Origin of the sequence: Mucilaginibacter robiniae, assembly GCF_012849215.1 — a bacterium.
In the GTDB taxonomy this organism is placed as follows: Bacteria; Bacteroidota; Bacteroidia; order Sphingobacteriales; family Sphingobacteriaceae; genus Mucilaginibacter; species Mucilaginibacter robiniae.
This window is the reverse complement of record NZ_CP051682.1, coordinates 4,758,142-4,774,750: the sequence shown is the minus strand read 5'-3', so window position 1 is coordinate 4,774,750 and position 16,609 is coordinate 4,758,142. Positions and strand designations below refer to the sequence as shown.

The following is a 16,609-nucleotide window of genomic DNA, read 5'->3' as shown; positions in this document are numbered from 1 at the left end:
AGTATATAAAGGCGAAAGGACAAAAGACTTTGTTTGTTACTCGTCTTTTGCCCTTCCTTGTTTTATTTGTTAATCCAGTTTCAACACAGCCATGAATGCGGATTGTGGTATTTCCACGTTACCGACCTGGCGCATACGCTTTTTACCTTTCTTCTGCTTTTCCAACAACTTCCGTTTACGCGATATATCACCGCCGTAACACTTAGCCGTTACATCTTTACGCAAGGCTCGTACGTTTTCACGCGCTATAACCTTAGCACCGATAGAAGCCTGTATGGCAATTTCAAATTGCTGGCGTGGCAGCAGTTCTTTCAGCTTTTCGCAAATCTTTTTACCAAAATCATACGAGTTGCTGCGGTGAATGAGTGATGATAAAGCATCCACAGGTTCACCGTTCAGTTTAATATCCAAACGGACCAGATCAGACTGGCGATAACCGATTTGCGTATAATCAAACGAAGCATAACCCTTAGATATAGTTTTTAGCTTATCATAAAAGTCGAATACAATTTCGCCCATTGGCATCTCAAAAATCAGCTCCACACGATCTGCCGTGAGATATGATTGATTGACGATAATACCACGTTTCTGTATACATAACGACATGACCGGACCGACAAACTCGGCCTTGGTAATGATATTGGCTTTTATATAAGGCTCTTCCACAAACTCCAGCTTGCTGGGGTCTGGCAAATCGGACGGGTTGTTTACTATTAACTCTTCGTCTTTGGTAGTATAAGCGATGTATGATACGTTGGGAACGGTAGTAATTACCGTCATATCGAACTCGCGTTCCAGCCTTTCCTGAATAATTTCCATGTGGAGCATACCCAAGAAACCACAACGGAAACCAAATCCCAAAGCAGCTGATGATTCTGGTTCGAAAACCAGCGAAGCATCATTCAATTGCAGCTTGGCCATGGATTCGCGTAGTTCTTCATAGTCCTCTGTATCTACCGGATATATACCGGCAAATACCATCGGTTTTACTTCTTCAAAGCCCTGAATACCTCCAGCAGCCGGACTTTCAACCAACGTAATGGTATCACCAACTTTTACTTCACGTGCTTCTTTAATACCTGATATAATGTAACCTACATCGCCGGTTTTAATAACATCTTTAGGTACCTGATTCAGCTTCAGCGTACCTACTTCATCAGCAAAGTATTCTTTGCCAGTAGCGATAAACTTTACTTTGGTGTTCTTCCTGATTTCGCCGTTTACTACTTTATAGTAAGCAATAATACCCCGGAATGAATTAAATACCGAGTCGAAAATCAACGCTTGCAAGGGCGCTTCCGGATCACCAACAGGGGCAGGAACACGCTCTATAATAGCACGCAGAATATCTTCAATACCCATCCCGGTTTTGCCGGAAGCCGCTAATATGTCTTCGCGTTTGCAACCAATCAGGTCAACAATCTGGTCTTTTACCTCTTCAGGCATAGCGCCGGGTAAATCCATTTTATTAAGTACCGGAATAATTTCCAGGTCGTTCTCCAAGGCCAGGTACAAGTTGGAAATTGTTTGCGCCTGAATACCCTGCGAAGCATCCACAATCAGCAAAGCGCCCTCACAGGCGGCAATAGAACGGGAAACTTCATAGGAAAAATCGACGTGTCCGGGCGTGTCAATCAGGTTCAGAACGTAAGCTTGGCCGTCCAACTGGTAATCCATCTGGATGGCATGGCTTTTTATGGTAATCCCGCGTTCACGTTCCAGGTCCATATCGTCGAGCAACTGGGCCTGCGCTTCGCGATGCGTGATAGTTTTGGTATATTCCAGCAAACGATCGGCCAGGGTGCTTTTACCGTGATCGATGTGTGCGATGATACAAAAGTTACGAATGTGCTTCATTTTACTGCACAAAAATAGCTTTTTACCCGAATAAATTTGCTATGCCGACCATGAATTAGGTAATTTGATGGAATGGCTATTTCCCGGCACTTCACTACGCATTTAGCAGAGCAATTATCGGCTATACACCAGCGCCCTGTTCAACTCACATCAGTTAGCCCCATTAGTGGTGGCGATATTAACGAAGCGTATTGCCTACACACCAATACAGGTAAATACATGATGAAACTGAACAGTAAACAAGCTTACCCAGGTATGTTTGCTTGTGAAAGTGAAGGGCTAAATGCTATCCAATCTACCCAAACCATTGCTGTACCTGAGGTGGTATTACAAAGTGATTTTGAACAGGATAGCTATTTAATTTTGGAATGGATTGATGCTACACACGCCACGCCAGCTACTTCCCGCAAGCTGGGAGAGCAACTAGCCGCCATGCACCGGCATACGGCCGGGCAGTTTGGCTTTCACCAAGACAATTACATGGGTTCGTTACCGCAAAGTAACCGCAAGCATGACACTTGGAGAAGCTTTTTTATAGAGGAGCGTTTACAACCGATGGTGCAAAGAGCTTTGAATAAACGTTTACTGCAAAATGCGGAAGCTAACCAATTTGAACAGCTTTACTTACATTTAGGAGATTGGTTTGAGGAAGAAGTACCTGCGCTGATTCATGGTGATTTATGGGGCGGCAATTATTTAATTGGTGCCGATGGCAAGCCTTACCTGATTGACCCGGCAGTAAGCTACGGCCACCGTGAGTTTGATTTAGCCATGACGACCTTATTTGGTGGCTATAGCCGGGAGTTTTATGAAGGATACCAGAATACGTTTCCGCTGGCTCAAGACTGGGAGCAACGCAGCCATTTGTGGAACTTGTACCCGTTGCTGTTGCATTTGAATTTATTCGGATTAGGATATTTAAGCAGGGTAAAGGATTGTTTAAAGAAGTATGTTTAACGAATACAACGACTTTAACTTTATTTCTATATTGCCGTTTTTTAAACGTTATTCAATATGAATGAAGATAGCAAAGCAGACTTTCCAACCGTGCAGTATTGTATGCTTAAAGTAAGTGGTAAAATTTTAAGCAGCAAAGTGGGCTTTGAACTAGACCTGGGTCAGGAACAGCTTACAGTAAACGCGTATGATGATGCGATCATGCAGAAGACTTTAAAAGTGGTTGAGTTTTACAACATGATTGATGCATTAAACTATATGTCATCATTAGGTTGGGAGATCGTTCATGTGTATCACAAAGAGTATGGTGGTACAACTAATAGCCATCCACATTATTTAATGAAGCGGCTTTTACATTTAAAAGGCTAATAAATTGCCTCGACATTTGTTCCTAAGTTAAAGTTTACCTGCTCTTATATCATCAACTTACATTATGATAAAGAATACTTGTGCTTTAGCCTTAAAAAACGTTGTTCAAAAAACTCGTATGACAGATAACTCATTACTATAGCAAGGAATAGACTTACTATTGTTTGCTCTGAATAATACACGGAACCACCGTAAATAGATATTTTTAAACCTTTGTTAAGGATAATTTCAGTAAAACGAATAGCTATGGGATGCATGAGGTAAAGCCCATACGTGTATTTACCTAAAAAAGAAAATACCTTATTGTTAGAGAACTTAAAAAATGAATTTGTACTATAGTTTTGCTCAAGTATAACGAACGCATAAAATAAGGTGTTTACCAATCTACCGCAAGCGTCAAATAAGGGCGACTTGAACAAGTTATTTGCGTATACAATCCATAAGCATCCTAAAAGGTAAATCAAGATGATGGATGGCTTGTTCAGCTGTTGAAAAAACAATTTAAATTGGCTGCTATAATAAGCATAATAGCCGCAGAGGCCACCAAGAGCTAAGTCAGCAATCACGCTTAGGGAATGATAATATAAAGTGATATCATCATCTTTATGAATAATTCTAAATACCTGACATAGGAGTATAGCGGCTATACAGATAAACTTATAAAATTTTCGTGGAGTGAAGTAAAACAACAAAGGCCATATCAGGTAGAATTGCTCTTCAACTGCAACAGACCAGGTTACTGCCTGCTGTGCATCTAGCCCTTCTTTGTGTTTAAAAACATTAAGTACATCAAAATTGGCTAAAAAGGCAAAATAATAAAAAGGATGGCTTACAGCAGAACCAACAGCAGGAGATGGGTTACCTAATTTAGCTTTTAAATAAGGATATAGGTAAATAGCGAACAAGATTACCACATAATAAAGAGGCCAGATACGTAGTACTCTTCGCATGTAAAAAAACGGTACATTGATTCTGCCTTTCAATTCTTTTTCATGCAACAGTAAATAGGTGATTAGAAAGCCGCTTAATACAAAAAAGACAGATACGCCAAGTCCGCCTGAACCGGATATAAAGCTAAAGAATATATTAGATGGTCTTTCAGCAGGCTTTAATCTGCTCGTCCAGGCCAGTAGAGAATGCTGTAAAAAAACCAACAAAAAAGCAGTAGTTCTTAAGCCATCTAAATTTTCAAAATAAGTTTTCTTTTTTGTTTCCAAAATATTGTAGAGTAATAGCTAATCAGGTAAAATGGAAGCAAGTATAGTGAAGAAAATTATTTTTTTTAAAGGTGTTGTGAAGATGAGGTTACTAGTTGATAACCACAAGCGAGACGTATGTTTGAAAAGAGATTAATTACCTGTTAATTTTGTTGGAGAGAGAAAAGAAAGTTCAAGCGAGAGATACCTCTGTAGAAGGATATCGTAAGCGTCATTATATTCTTTCCTCTCCTTCTTTATAACCCGAACAGTATTTAGGGAGCCCACAGGGCATCCCGTATAATTACGTCACAGGGAATAAAGATTTTCCAACAACTTTTATCTCAACACAAACTTATGAAAATCTTAAAGCAATCTATTGGTATTGATGTTTCAAAAAGTGATTTCAAGGTATGCCTAGGTGTAATTGATGAGCAGCTTGAAACGAAAAACGTTTATGAACAGGTGTATGCTAATGACAAAAAAGGGATAAACAAGTTCATTAAAGACATGGTAAGCAAAACTGACCTGCGCATACCGGTTTGCTTTGTAATGGAGGCCACCGGGGTTTATCATCAGCAACTGGCTTACGCCCTTGCAGCTCAGCAGTTTTGCGTGGTTATTCTGCTGCCCAACAAAGCTAAATCGTTCAGTAAAAGCATTAATATCCGCGCAAAGTCGGATGTAATAGATGCGAAATTGCTTTGCCAGATGGGGCTGGAAAGAAAGCTAAGCCCCTGGCAGCCACCTGAAAGCTTATTTGCCACATTAAAAGTATTGACTAGGGAACGCGAGGCATTGGTATTGCAGCGAAGTAAACTTAAAAACCAGCTGCATGCTTACCAGACTGCTTTTGTCAAAGCGGAAAAAACCATTGCCCGGCTCAAAGAGCACATTCTTTATCTGACCAGGCAGATCAGGGATGCACAAACGGATAGGAAAGCATTAGTCAAACAAAGCCAGCCGGTCGCTGCCAGAATCAATAAAATAACCAAAGTAAAAGGGCTTTCCTTCTTATCTGTGGCAACCATTCTGGCAGAAACAGATGGCTTTAATATCATCCTCAATCAAAAACAATTGGTCGGTTATTCAGGGCTTGACGTGCAGATAAACCAGTCAGGAGAGAAAATGACCAAAGGGTGCATCACCAAGAAAGGGAACGCGCATCTGAGAAAAGCACTGTACATGCCAGCCCTGAGCGCCTGCCGGACCAACCCTGCCATGAAACTGTTTTATGCACAACTCAATGAACGGCAAAAGGCTAAAAAACAAGGCGTAATAGCCGTACAGCGAAAACTACTACTACTCACTTATTCCCTGTGGAAAACAGGACAGGATTATTTAGAAAAATGTGCCTGAGGGACTTGTTTATTTACACAGTATGACGCTTGCGGGAGCATGTTTAGTATAATAATGTTAAGCGACACAATTAAGATATTTTAATAAGTACACTCAAACTGTAGATTGTTTTATATCTACTTGGCATTAAAAAAATATTTTCACGTGGGCATAATTGTGAATTATCGCTGTGATGACTATATTTATAAAAAACCAAAATCTTTATTATGAGCAAAAAAGTACTTTTCTACACTTTAATAAAAAAGAACTACGTAAGAGCTGGTGGAAATTCTGAACCAGCCCAAAATGTCAGAGAGGTAATAGAATATGTTATAGGGCTTTCAGAGGTCGCTCGGCAGTATGATTATGCAGATACAAAATTTTGTAGGTTAGACTTCTCTGATGAGAATAGAGGTTTACATAAGATAATCTTTAAATCAGCAAATCATAGAACACGCGCACCATTAATGGATAGAAACGCCGGAACAGAAAGGGATAATCCTAAGCTCATAAGCGAAGGGGAACGTGTGATGACCCATTGTATTATAAAATATACTCCTGCAGGCGTCTATCTATATCTAGAAAGTGGAAATACAACGTTAAAGATTCAGCAAATTGTTAACTATTTAAATAATTATGCTACTCAGTACCATGCACATGCAGGTGATAATAGAACATATAGCTTTGAATACGAAATTATAGTTAAGGAAAATTTTTTACAGGAAATGGGAGATCTGAATAGAGTAATTGAAGGTGAAATAATTGTTGATAAAAGAATTTTGGGTTCAGCTGCTTTAGACTATTCCGACCGCATTGATTCAGTTAAACACAATATTAAAATAATTATTTCAGCCGAACGAAACTTTTCCATATCAAATGCTTTGACAGACATCTTCAACAAGTTAAATAGTGGAGCTTCTGCTATTTCAAAAGTGAGGGTTAGAGGGAAAAATGATAATAACAACAATGTTATGCTAGATTCCGAAATAATTGCAAAAGCCGAGTTTGTAGATGTTGAATTGCATCAGCAAACAGGTGAGGTTATGTCTGACTCCATCTTTGAACAAATGGAGGCTATTGCATTAGCTGTTTAGTATGAATATCGAATTTATACTGTTGATATTTGATTATTTCAAAATAATCAAAAGAAAAGATTTTATACTAGATTGGATTTTACCAACACTGCTTTGTGGACTCACATTTGGGTTAAATTTTGGTAACAAAGAAATACAAACAGATGCTGTTGTTAATTGCAATTCTTTAATTAGCCTTGTTGGTGTTTTGATTGGCTTTTCAATTGCTGTTATAACATTACTAGTAACTTCAAGTACACCAAACGTCGAAGAAATAAAGACAATAATTACAACTTACATACGAGGTACAAGGCCAATATCCTTGTTCGACTTGTTGTTAATTACATACGTGTATTCAGTGATTATGGAAGTGTTTATAGTGATTGTAAACCTTCTACTTCCAATAATATATAAACATGTCAGCAATTTGGTTAACATAAACATTCTTAATAGTATCAATCTGCTATTTGCTATGCATGTTCTTTTTTTAACTCTCAGGAATGTAACCAACTATTATTTTATTTTGGCAAGGAGAAATAATAATAATCCAGCATAATTAATGCAAATGCCTTTTATATACCAATGTGTTGAAATAACTTTTATTGTATTTACATACAACGCGTATAAACGTACCATTCAATTGTGTGAAAATAACAATATATAAATTGGTAATCTTGCATGTCTGTATTGGTCTGCAAGGACATTTAAATTATTCAGCGTCTTAAGCTTAAATCCAAGATATTTTTCTCTCACATATAATCCAACTCACTCAAATCCTTAACCGAGCCAAAGCCGATTACATCTTTCACGACTTGGGTATCGTTCATTTCCATGGCGCGCACCAGCTTGTCGGCACCGAACTTGTCTTTAATTTCGTGCATGGTTTTGAGCGCTGTTTGGCGACGGTCTAAGTCTTCAAATAGGTTGTATAGCATATCGCCGTTATCCACAAAGTTAGTGACGGCCACACGCATACTGCTAATTTGCGTGTTCAGGATGGGAGCAGAGCGGGTAAGCTGTTCAAACTTTTCCATACGCAGCCGAATCATGCGCATGAGGCTTACGGCATCCTGCACCGGAGTGGTTACGGTAAAGGCATCATCCCAACGGGTATCGTCCTCGTATCTGGCCGTAAAACCAATAGCCTTGCAATAAAATTTGTGCCGTACCATGCGCTTTTCCAGTGTAAGGCACAAGGTCATGAACAGTTGATCAATATAGGCCATGCTCTGGCGCTTGTGGCTGTCAATTTGCCGCTGGGCCTGCATACCCCGGTAATCATGCGATACAATGTTGGTTTCAATAAAATTGAGTCGATAGTGCCAGTAGATGCCCTCAATGCTTTTGAAAATAGCTTTTAAGTGTTGCGGCGTGGCATAGCGCATTTCCAAGGGGGTGCGAACACCAGAGCGTTCCAGCCGATAGGCCATGTTGGAGCCAATACCTGGCAAATCACCTAATTTGAGCGGTTGTAAAATCTGGTCAATGTTAGCCGGCGTAATCATCAGTAAGCCTCCGGTATTCTTACCCAAGTCGGAAGCCAGCTTGGCCAGGAACGCGTTAGGGGCAATACCTACCGAGCAGGTCAGCCAATCACCTACCTGCGCCAGAATATCCTGCTTAATTTTCCCGGCAACTTCTACCGGGTTATGGTACACGTGTTCGTAATTGGTTAAATTGATGATGGCCTCGTCGATACTTTTGGGCACTACATCCTGGCAATAGTTTTTGAGTACGTGAATAATTTTTTTGTGAAATTCACGGTAACGGGCGGGGTTGCTTTCTATGGGAATCAAATCCGGGCAAAGCCGCATGGCTTCATTCAGGCGCATACCCGCTTTAAGTCCGCGTTGCTTGGCTTCTTTCGATAAAGAGATGACACAGCCAAACTGACCCGTATATACACAAACCCCCACCGGCCGGTTACGTAGCCAGTAATTTACCTGCTGTTCGCAACGGGCAAAAAAGCTGTCCATATCTACAAACAACACGCGAGGCTCAGTTTTCGGTTGAATTGAATTCTGATTCATAACTCAAAAATTGCTAATATTTTTAGCATTAACAATGCCTAAGCTATTTTTGTTGATAAGTTTTTACAGCAATTAGGTTCAATCGCAATTGCTTACTATCAAGCTCAATCTACTAACTGAATAGAAAATTGTGCGTTATTTACTTTAAAAACGTTGTTTTTGACGAGCAGCTACTGACAAAACAGTGCCACCACTGCCAATGGTTTGTCAGTGTTTCAGGGTGTTACAGGTGTTACACACTGAAACATGTAACACCTGTAACACTCGCGAAGTAGAACAGAAATCAACAATGATGGGGAGGGGTAAACAGGAAAAGAAAACCTCTGTTCAAAAAAAAGGAGTGATTACTCACCCCTTTTTAATCCGAATTTTTCAATCTTGCTATATAAATGGCTTCGTTGTATATCAATGTCATCAGCTGTTTTTGATACATTCCAGTTGTTCTTTTCCAACTTGAATTTAATGTACTCGCGCTCGGCATAATCTTTATACTCCTGAAAGTTCTTGAACTGTTCAAAATCAGTTTGCGGAGCTGCGGCAACGGCCGTGGTGGTTGCCGTTGGTATAGCTACCGGCGCCGATGGATTGGCAAATGCTTTTACATCCGTATCGGTAATAATTTTATCACTCAGGATGATTAAACGCTCAATCATGTTGCGCAGCTCACGGATGTTACCCGTCCACGGCAAAGATTTTAGCGCATCCAAAGCGGCATCACTGATGCGTTTAGTTGGCATACCGTACTCATTGCAGATTTCTTCCAAAAAGCTTTGTGTCAATAGCGGAATATCATCACGGCGCTCGCTCAGTGGTGGTACGTGTATCAAAATTACGCTTAAGCGGTGATACAAGTCCATCCGGAAATTGCCATCTTCAATTTCTTTTAGTAAGTCTTTGTTGGTTGCAGCTACTACACGTACATCTACCTCAATCTCTTTTTCGCCACCAACGCGGGTAATGCGGCTTTCCTGTAAAGCCCGTAATACTTTAGCTTGTGCCGAATGGCTCATATCGCCAATCTCATCCAAAAACAAAGTACCGCCATTAGCCGATTCAAACTTACCAATACGCTGCTTCACAGCCGATGTAAAGGAGCCTTTCTCATGGCCGAACAGCTCACTCTCAATCAACTCCGATGGGATAGCTGCACAGTTTACCTCAATTAAGGGTGCATTAGCCCGGTGTGATTTTTCATGCAGCCAACGGGCCACTAATTCTTTACCGCTACCGTTAGCACCGGTTACCAATACGCGGGCCTCTGTAGGCGCTACCCGGTCAATGGTTTCCTTAATTTTAACAATGGCTTGCGAGTTACCCAGTATAGGGCGTACTTTAGATACTTTGCGCTTTAATACTTTAGCTTCAGTAACTAAGCTACCACGGTCCAGCGCATTACGAACGGTAATCAATAAACGGTTCAAATCCGGTGGTTTGGCAATAAAATCGAAAGCACCTTTTTTGCTGGCTTCTACCGCAGTTTCTACGGTACCATGACCGGATATCATGATGAAAGGCAGGTCGGGCTGTATGGCTAAACCTTCGCTTAATACTTCCATACCGTCCATACGATTCATTTTGATATCGCACAGCACCAAGTCATAATCGTTCTTTTTGATCAGCTGCAGACCGTCAATACCATTATCAACGTCTTCTACAGTATAATCTTCGTACTCTAAAATTTCACGCAACGTACTACGGATAGCACGCTCGTCATCAATGATTAAAATTTTGGCCATTCTTAGTTATTCAAGAGGTAGTTTTTGTGGGGCTAATATAGGTATTTGTATAGAAAAAGCAACACTTATAATCAACGGCATAAAAATAAACCCTTCCTGATTGCTCAGAAAGGGTTGAAATACAGCAGCAAAGCTGTAAGCCGGGTTCTGTACCGCCTTTCGGCGGCTTCTATCATTAATCTCGACCGGCTATCACTAACCGGCTCTATCAACCTACCCATCCTGACGATGCCACCAAGGCAGCATACGGAAGCGAGCAGCTTCACGTTCAGGACCTATTTGGTTTTTCAACTCCTGAGGTTTACCGCGAATGCAGTTACCTGCACTCGCTGTGAGCTCTTACCTCACATTTTCACCCTTACCCGGCAAAGCCGGGCGGTATATTTTCTGTGGCACTGGCTGTCGCCCGCTGCAAGGCGCCTTCCCGTTAGGAAGCAGGATGCTCTGTGTTGCCCGGACTTTCCTCCCTTTGTTTCCAAAGAACGATAGAACGTTTTGCTTGGCAAAGATAATGGTTTTGTACTTACTCGATCAGAATACCTGTAAGTCATGGGCTTAATACCTAGCTTTTAAGCAGAGGTGAGTAGTTTGTGAAAATGTAAACTATTGATTTAAAGATATTATATTATTTTGTGCTATTAAATGGCACACTATACTACACAGTAAAAAGTAGCCTAACGTTGCTTAATATTACCTTATTACATATATGTCTGTATCCGAACATTCTACAGTTTACAAAAACTTATCGCAAAAAACTACCGAGCAATTGAATGAGATGCTGCTGGATGATCGTGCATCTTACGAACCACATGTTATTGAAACAATTAAAAAGATATTGTTTGAACGAGGGATATCACCTGATGATGTAACCCGCTTAGTTAATGAACATAATTATCGTAGCAGCTCTAGTGGTATTTCCTGGAAAATGGGTATTGGAATCGGAGTCGTCATGATTAGAGTAATTTTGCTACTGGACCGCTGCAATCGGCAAAATGCCTATCAGGCACAAACACCTTTACTAGATCCAGATACTTCAAGGTTGGTAGTAGAGCAGCCGTGGTCACCTACTTATGAACAGCGAGTTTATGATCAAATACATCTGGTAGCTGGTTCCAGGTATACCACATTGCAGAAAAAACATGAGTTTGCCGGGTGTATAGTACGAAAACTGAAAGACCAGTTGCCTGAAGGATTATCCAGCATTCCGAAAGACAGTTTACGGTTGATTATGAATCAGGATTATAGTGAATGCGCTAAAATGGTTGGGCCTATTCAAATGGACCGATCATGGACACCTGCAATGGAAAACAATATTAAAGAGCGTTTAAAACATACATCCGCGGTGCAAAAGCTGGATATTTAAGTTCAAGACAAATTTTGTAATTGTATGGTTGGAGAAATGAAGGAGGCCCATCCACAAGGTATTCGTAAGCTTTCGTCCAAAATTCAGAATAAGATCACGCTTAGCTGCATGAGCAAGTTGTTTAAGTAGAATGGCGCTTATTACAATAAGCGCCACTTTGAATTACTGCTCTGTTTTTGGCAGAAAAACTTCAGCCATCATGCATCGTGCACTGCCACCGCCATTGCTTTCGATAGTTTCTAGGTTAGTAGATAATATTTTTACATGTTGTTCTAAAGCTTGCTTTTGCTCTGGCGTAAGTGCCTCTAATGCAGTATTGGACATGACTAATATATTTTCACCAAATTGATTCTGCACTTCCAGCATATTACCGGCAAACTGGCTCATTTGCGCCAGGGAGATTTCAATTATTTGTTTGTCGGTGTTTTGGAAAGAGTTTACCAGGTTCTCTTTTTCACTCGAATCCGTAACACTTTCCAAGCAAATCACTACGTAGCTGCTTCCTACACACATCATTACATTAGTATGGTAAATAGGTTGCTGTTTCGCATCAGTTGCATTGAAAGTAACAGCCGTATATTTTAGGTGCTGGCAAAAAGTATCCAGAACCTCAGTATGGGTACGGGGAGAAAGGCAGGCATACGCGATTTTGTTTTCACGATCGAGCACCATACTGCCGGTACCTTCTAAAAATTTGTTTTGTAGTTCAAATCGGCTCAGATCAATAGTATGATTAATGTGATACTGATCTTCCAGTTTACGTATCAAATCTTCACGTCGTTCCCAGCGCCGGTTTTCGGCCTGTATAGGGTAGAGTAGTACATCACCGTTTTCGTGAAAAGTTACCCAATTGTTCGGGAAAACAGCATCAGGCTTCGCTGGTTCTTCTGTATCATTTATTACAATAACATCAACTTGGTTATCGCGCAATAGTTGTACAAACGCATCAAACTCTTGCAAAGCTTTGTGCTGTACATGCTGTTGTTCAGCATCTTTGTTTTGGAAAGCATTGCTGGCAGCAGTTTGTTCATTAAAACCAAAGCTGGCCGGGCGTATCATTAGTAGGGTAGATGTAGATTGGCTCATAATGATTACAAAGTAAAAGCTATGTGAATTGGTTTTAAAAATTTTACACAGTAACCGAATGTACGGGTTTATACTACAGCATCACGTAACAGAGGTAAGCTCATACAATGAAACCCACCTCTGGCACGTGATAATTCTGCGGAAGGCATCAGTATTAATGTATCCTGCAATTCTTGCGGCTTCAATTCGTCATTTTCAAACTTTTCCAATAAGTCAGCTACCTTAATTATAGTAAACCCTTTTTGCCTGAAAGCTTCCACTGTTTTATCATTGCGATCGTAGCCTAATACTACACCATCTTTCAAAGCTAATAAGTTGCAGGAATCCGTCCATTGTTCACGCGCATCAAATGGAAAAGTATTATTACCTGAGTAGATAAACTGAACAGGTTCGGTACTGTGTAAATCATTTACGCTAACGTCCGAAAGTAATTCCTCCAGGCTGTTAAAGAAACGAGGCTTACTTTCACCATGGGTAAACTGTATAATTTCAAGCTTGTCTTTTTCTTTGGTTTTCTTATCAGAAAACCAGTTCATCGGTTCTAATGCAGGTACGGGTGCTTCGGTAATGGCTAATGATCCTAATAGCACCCAGACGTTCTGCTTTACTTGCGTAAATACTGTATCAATGTGCATGTAGTCGCGCTTGTGCGGAATTTTTACAATAGTTACTTTTTTAACTGCCTGGTGTTCAAATAACAATTTTATCGCTTCATTAGCACCACTGATTGATGTACGTTCACTACAGCCGATAATTACATGATTGGGGCTAACCATCATCACATCACCACCTTCTAACGTGGTTTTATCTTCATGATCTTCACCAGGGCGCAAAAAATGATGAATGTTATCAGGTATTTCTAAAATATTGTCGTGATAAGCTGCAAATAGCGGATGATTAAATAAAATGTAACGGGCCAGCAATGTTTCCCGTGCACGGGCTTTTTTAGCAGGCTTATTTAGTAATATATAGTTATTGATGGTAATGCCGATATCTCGTGAAAATATCAGGTTAGGGATAGGTGCAAAAATCATTTGATCTTTGTACAGTGAACCTGATATAAAAATTTTTGCCAGCTCTACTGGTGGAGTATCAATCAGCTTCTGCTGCAAGCTATAGCTGCAGCTTTCAATAGCACAAACCGAAGCTGTCAGTTTTTTACGTATATCATCATCTGCTAAAATATCTGCCAGCAATGTTTGTATTTCAATTACCTTAGTAGAGGCATGAAAATTCGGATGTTCGGGCTTGAAAAAGCTGCGGTCGGCCGAAGTGCTATCAACCTGTTGAAGTTTGCCTTTAATTTTATCAGGATCTAAAAAATAAAGCAGCAGCTTTATGTAATAATCGTATTCATCCCGGCGCATAGTGTCTAGGTGAACAATATCTTCAAAAAGCCAATCTTGAGCTTTAGAGGGCACTACTTTACCTAAACCACTGTCGGGACTATGAATTAGCAAAGCTCGTAAAGTTCCAATTTCAGAAGTTACATTGACTTGGAAGGTTGATTCATCAGATAGCATCATATATTATGGGTAGCAATGATCAAAGTTATCAGAATTAATGAAAATAATTAGTGAGGGCAGGTTGAGGCATTTTATTAATTTTGTAGGATGGATTTTATTATTGAAGCTACATTAAAAGCTGTTGCAGATTTATATCAAACTACACTAACTGCTCAGGAAGTTAACCTGCAGCAAACCCGCAAAGAGTTTGAAGGACAAGTAACCATAGTTACTTTCCCTTTTACAAAAGTATCCCGCAAATCGCCGGAGCAAACCGGAAACGAAATTGGTGCTTACCTGCAAAGCCACGTAGCCGAAATAGCCGGCTTTAACGTAATTAAGGGCTTCCTGAATTTATCCTTATCTGATAGTTACTGGCTTACCTTATATAATCAGGTAGTACTCAGTCCTGATTTTGGTAGATTACCCCATAATGGCAAAAAGGTAATGGTGGAATATTCATCACCCAATACCAATAAACCTTTGCACTTAGGCCATGTGCGTAATAATTTATTAGGCTACTCGGTTGCCACTATACTGGAAGCAGCAGGTTATGAAGTAATCAAGACCAACTTGGTTAACGACCGGGGGATTCATATTTGTAAATCTATGCTGGCTTGGCAAAAGTTTGGCAACGGTGAAACGCCTGAGTCATCTGGCTTGAAGGGCGATAAACTGGTTGGTAAATACTATGTTATTTTTGATAAAGAATACAAAAAGCAGATTGATGAACTAAAAGCTACGGGAACTCCCGAAGATGAAGCTAAAAAAACAGCACCGTTAATTATAGAAGCACAACAAATGCTTCAGCAATGGGAAGCTGGTAACCCGGAAGTGATTGATTTATGGAAAACCATGAATGGTTGGGTGTATAAGGGATTTGATGAAACCTACAACAAATTGGGGGTCAATTTTGATAAAAGCTATTATGAATCAAATACCTATTTGTTAGGCAAAGATATTATTGAAGAAGGGCTGGAAAAAGGTGTATTCTTTAAAAAAGAGGATGGATCTGTTTGGATTGATTTAACTGCTGATGGATTAGATCAAAAACTGGTGCTTCGCGCCGACGGAACATCAGTTTATATTACGCAAGACTTAGGAACGGCCCAATTGAAGTATAACGACTATCACATGGATGAATCTATTTATGTGGTAGGCAACGAGCAAGATTATCATTTTAAAGTGCTCTTCCTGATTTTGCAAAAGTTAGGTAAAAGCTGGGCTAAAGGTTTATACCACTTATCATACGGTATGGTGGACTTACCTTCAGGCAAAATGAAATCGCGGGAAGGTACTGTAGTTGATGCTGATGATTTGATTGCAGAAATGGAGCAGACCGCTCAAGTGCAAACTGAAGCCTTAGGTAAAGTTCAGGACTTCTCCGAAGATGAAAAGAACAAGTTATACCATATTATAGGTATGGGAGCGCTAAAGTATTTTTTGTTGAAGGTTGATCCTAAAAAGCGTTTGTTGTTTGATCCTAATGAGTCGGTAGATTTTCAAGGACACACCGGACCGTTTATACAATATACACATGCACGTATCAAATCAGTACTAAGTAGGGCAGAAGGTGAGTACAACAAAACTTCTGATATTGAACAATTAAACAGCTTCGAACGAGATCTGATTATTAATTTAACTCAATTTAATGATGCTTTAAGTTTAGCCGCAAAAGATTTTAACCCAGCAGCGATAGCGAACTATGTTTATGAATTGGCTAAAGCTTACAATAAGTTTTATCACGAAAACTCAATTTTGCAGGCAGAAAAAATATCCACTAAGAATTTTAGACTGCAACTGTCAGCATCATCTGTTAAAATTATTGCGCGAAGTATGAATCTTTTGGGCATTGAAGTACCTGAACGTATGTAAACTCTAGGATCCTTATTTAAGGTAATTTTCGAAAAGTAAAAGGGCTGCGATAAATAGCAGCCCTTTCACTTTTATAAACAATTGGTATTTAGAAAATATATTATTGAAGATTGTGTTAAGTAAGGCATCCAAGTACATTATGTGATTTCTCAAAAGTTACATTTTTCAAAATGTACTTCATTAAATATTGTTTTTTCAAAAAAGAGTATGTTAAAATAAAAATA

At 39.8% G+C, this 16,609-nt stretch carries 12 protein-coding genes and 1 other RNA gene; 6 read left to right on the top strand and 7 right to left on the bottom strand.

From position 1 onward, the window contains the following. Nucleotides 1-69: 69 nt before the first annotated feature. Complete coding sequence (lepA, locus tag HH214_RS20935; RefSeq protein ID WP_169610906.1) at nucleotides 70-1,857, bottom strand: translation elongation factor 4; 1,788 nt, start codon at nucleotides 1,855-1,857, stop codon at nucleotides 70-72. 72 nt (nucleotides 1,858-1,929) lie between these two features. Here lepA and HH214_RS20930 point away from each other — a divergent pair, with 72 nt between their 5' ends. Both HH214_RS20930 and HH214_RS20925 read left to right on the top strand, forming a co-directional pair. Continuing rightward, nucleotides 1,930-2,814, top strand: a complete 885-nt coding sequence (locus tag HH214_RS20930; protein ID WP_169610905.1) for a fructosamine kinase family protein — start codon at nucleotides 1,930-1,932, stop codon at nucleotides 2,812-2,814. 57 nt (nucleotides 2,815-2,871) lie between these two features. Continuing rightward, a complete protein-coding gene (locus HH214_RS20925; RefSeq protein WP_169610904.1) occupies nucleotides 2,872-3,183 on the top strand; it encodes a hypothetical protein in 312 nt (103 codons plus the stop codon). Between the two features lie 62 nt (nucleotides 3,184-3,245). Here HH214_RS20925 and HH214_RS20920 read toward each other — a convergent pair whose 3' ends face one another. Beyond that, nucleotides 3,246-4,400, bottom strand: coding sequence for an acyltransferase family protein (locus HH214_RS20920; RefSeq protein WP_169610903.1), 1,155 nt, complete (start codon nucleotides 4,398-4,400; stop codon nucleotides 3,246-3,248). Nucleotides 4,401-4,736: 336 nt separating this feature from the next. Between HH214_RS20920 and HH214_RS20915 the strand changes: the two genes are divergently transcribed. Next, complete coding sequence (locus tag HH214_RS20915) at nucleotides 4,737-5,738, top strand: IS110 family RNA-guided transposase (protein ID WP_169610902.1); 1,002 nt, start codon at nucleotides 4,737-4,739, stop codon at nucleotides 5,736-5,738. Between the two features lie 206 nt (nucleotides 5,739-5,944). Continuing rightward, nucleotides 5,945-6,811, top strand: coding sequence for a hypothetical protein (locus HH214_RS20910; protein WP_169610901.1), 867 nt, complete (start codon nucleotides 5,945-5,947; stop codon nucleotides 6,809-6,811). Nucleotides 6,812-7,539: 728 nt separating this feature from the next. Here HH214_RS20910 and HH214_RS20905 read toward each other — a convergent pair. The 3 genes from HH214_RS20905 to rnpB form a co-directional block, all read right to left on the bottom strand. After that, nucleotides 7,540-8,820, bottom strand: coding sequence for a DNA polymerase Y family protein (locus tag HH214_RS20905; RefSeq protein ID WP_169610900.1), 1,281 nt, complete (start codon nucleotides 8,818-8,820; stop codon nucleotides 7,540-7,542). Nucleotides 8,821-9,164: 344 nt separating this feature from the next. Next, nucleotides 9,165-10,556, bottom strand: coding sequence for a sigma-54-dependent transcriptional regulator (locus HH214_RS20900; RefSeq protein ID WP_169610899.1), 1,392 nt, complete (start codon nucleotides 10,554-10,556; stop codon nucleotides 9,165-9,167). Between the two features lie 120 nt (nucleotides 10,557-10,676). After that, nucleotides 10,677-11,058: RNase P RNA component class A (gene rnpB, locus HH214_RS20895), an RNA gene on the bottom strand. Nucleotides 11,059-11,262: 204 nt separating this feature from the next. On the opposite strand from rnpB, the gene HH214_RS20890 reads away from it, so the two are divergent. Further along, nucleotides 11,263-11,919, top strand: coding sequence for a hypothetical protein (locus HH214_RS20890; RefSeq protein ID WP_169610898.1), 657 nt, complete (start codon nucleotides 11,263-11,265; stop codon nucleotides 11,917-11,919). A 162-nt stretch (nucleotides 11,920-12,081) separates the two neighbouring features. On the opposite strand, the gene ctlX is transcribed toward HH214_RS20890, so the two are convergent. Continuing rightward, nucleotides 12,082-13,005, bottom strand: a complete 924-nt coding sequence (gene ctlX, locus HH214_RS20885) for a citrulline utilization hydrolase CtlX (RefSeq protein WP_211166272.1) — start codon at nucleotides 13,003-13,005, stop codon at nucleotides 12,082-12,084. 68 nt (nucleotides 13,006-13,073) lie between these two features. Then, nucleotides 13,074-14,531, bottom strand: a complete 1,458-nt coding sequence (locus HH214_RS20880) for an arginine deiminase family protein (RefSeq protein WP_169610897.1) — start codon at nucleotides 14,529-14,531, stop codon at nucleotides 13,074-13,076. Nucleotides 14,532-14,618: 87 nt separating this feature from the next. On the opposite strand from HH214_RS20880, the gene argS reads away from it, so the two are divergent. Further along, nucleotides 14,619-16,385, top strand: a complete 1,767-nt coding sequence (argS, locus tag HH214_RS20875) for an arginine--tRNA ligase (RefSeq protein WP_169610896.1) — start codon at nucleotides 14,619-14,621, stop codon at nucleotides 16,383-16,385. The last annotated feature ends 224 nt before the right edge of the window (nucleotides 16,386-16,609 follow it).

Bases quoted from the DNA above. Each gene is read 5' to 3' on its own strand.
- lepA (WP_169610906.1), bottom strand. From the start codon at position 1,857: ATGAAGCACATTCGTAACTTTTGTATCATCGCACACATCGATCACGGT.
- HH214_RS20930 (WP_169610905.1), top strand. From the start codon at position 1,930: ATGGCTATTTCCCGGCACTTCACTACGCATTTAGCAGAGCAATTATCG.
- HH214_RS20925 (WP_169610904.1), top strand. From the start codon at position 2,872: ATGAATGAAGATAGCAAAGCAGACTTTCCAACCGTGCAGTATTGTATG.
- HH214_RS20915 (WP_169610902.1), top strand. From the start codon at position 4,737: ATGAAAATCTTAAAGCAATCTATTGGTATTGATGTTTCAAAAAGTGAT.
- HH214_RS20910 (WP_169610901.1), top strand. From the start codon at position 5,945: ATGAGCAAAAAAGTACTTTTCTACACTTTAATAAAAAAGAACTACGTA.
- HH214_RS20905 (WP_169610900.1), bottom strand. From the start codon at position 8,820: ATGAATCAGAATTCAATTCAACCGAAAACTGAGCCTCGCGTGTTGTTT.
- HH214_RS20900 (WP_169610899.1), bottom strand. From the start codon at position 10,556: ATGGCCAAAATTTTAATCATTGATGACGAGCGTGCTATCCGTAGTACG.
- HH214_RS20890 (WP_169610898.1), top strand. From the start codon at position 11,263: ATGTCTGTATCCGAACATTCTACAGTTTACAAAAACTTATCGCAAAAA.
- ctlX (WP_211166272.1), bottom strand. From the start codon at position 13,005: ATGAGCCAATCTACATCTACCCTACTAATGATACGCCCGGCCAGCTTT.
- HH214_RS20880 (WP_169610897.1), bottom strand. From the start codon at position 14,531: ATGATGCTATCTGATGAATCAACCTTCCAAGTCAATGTAACTTCTGAA.
- argS (WP_169610896.1), top strand. From the start codon at position 14,619: ATGGATTTTATTATTGAAGCTACATTAAAAGCTGTTGCAGATTTATAT.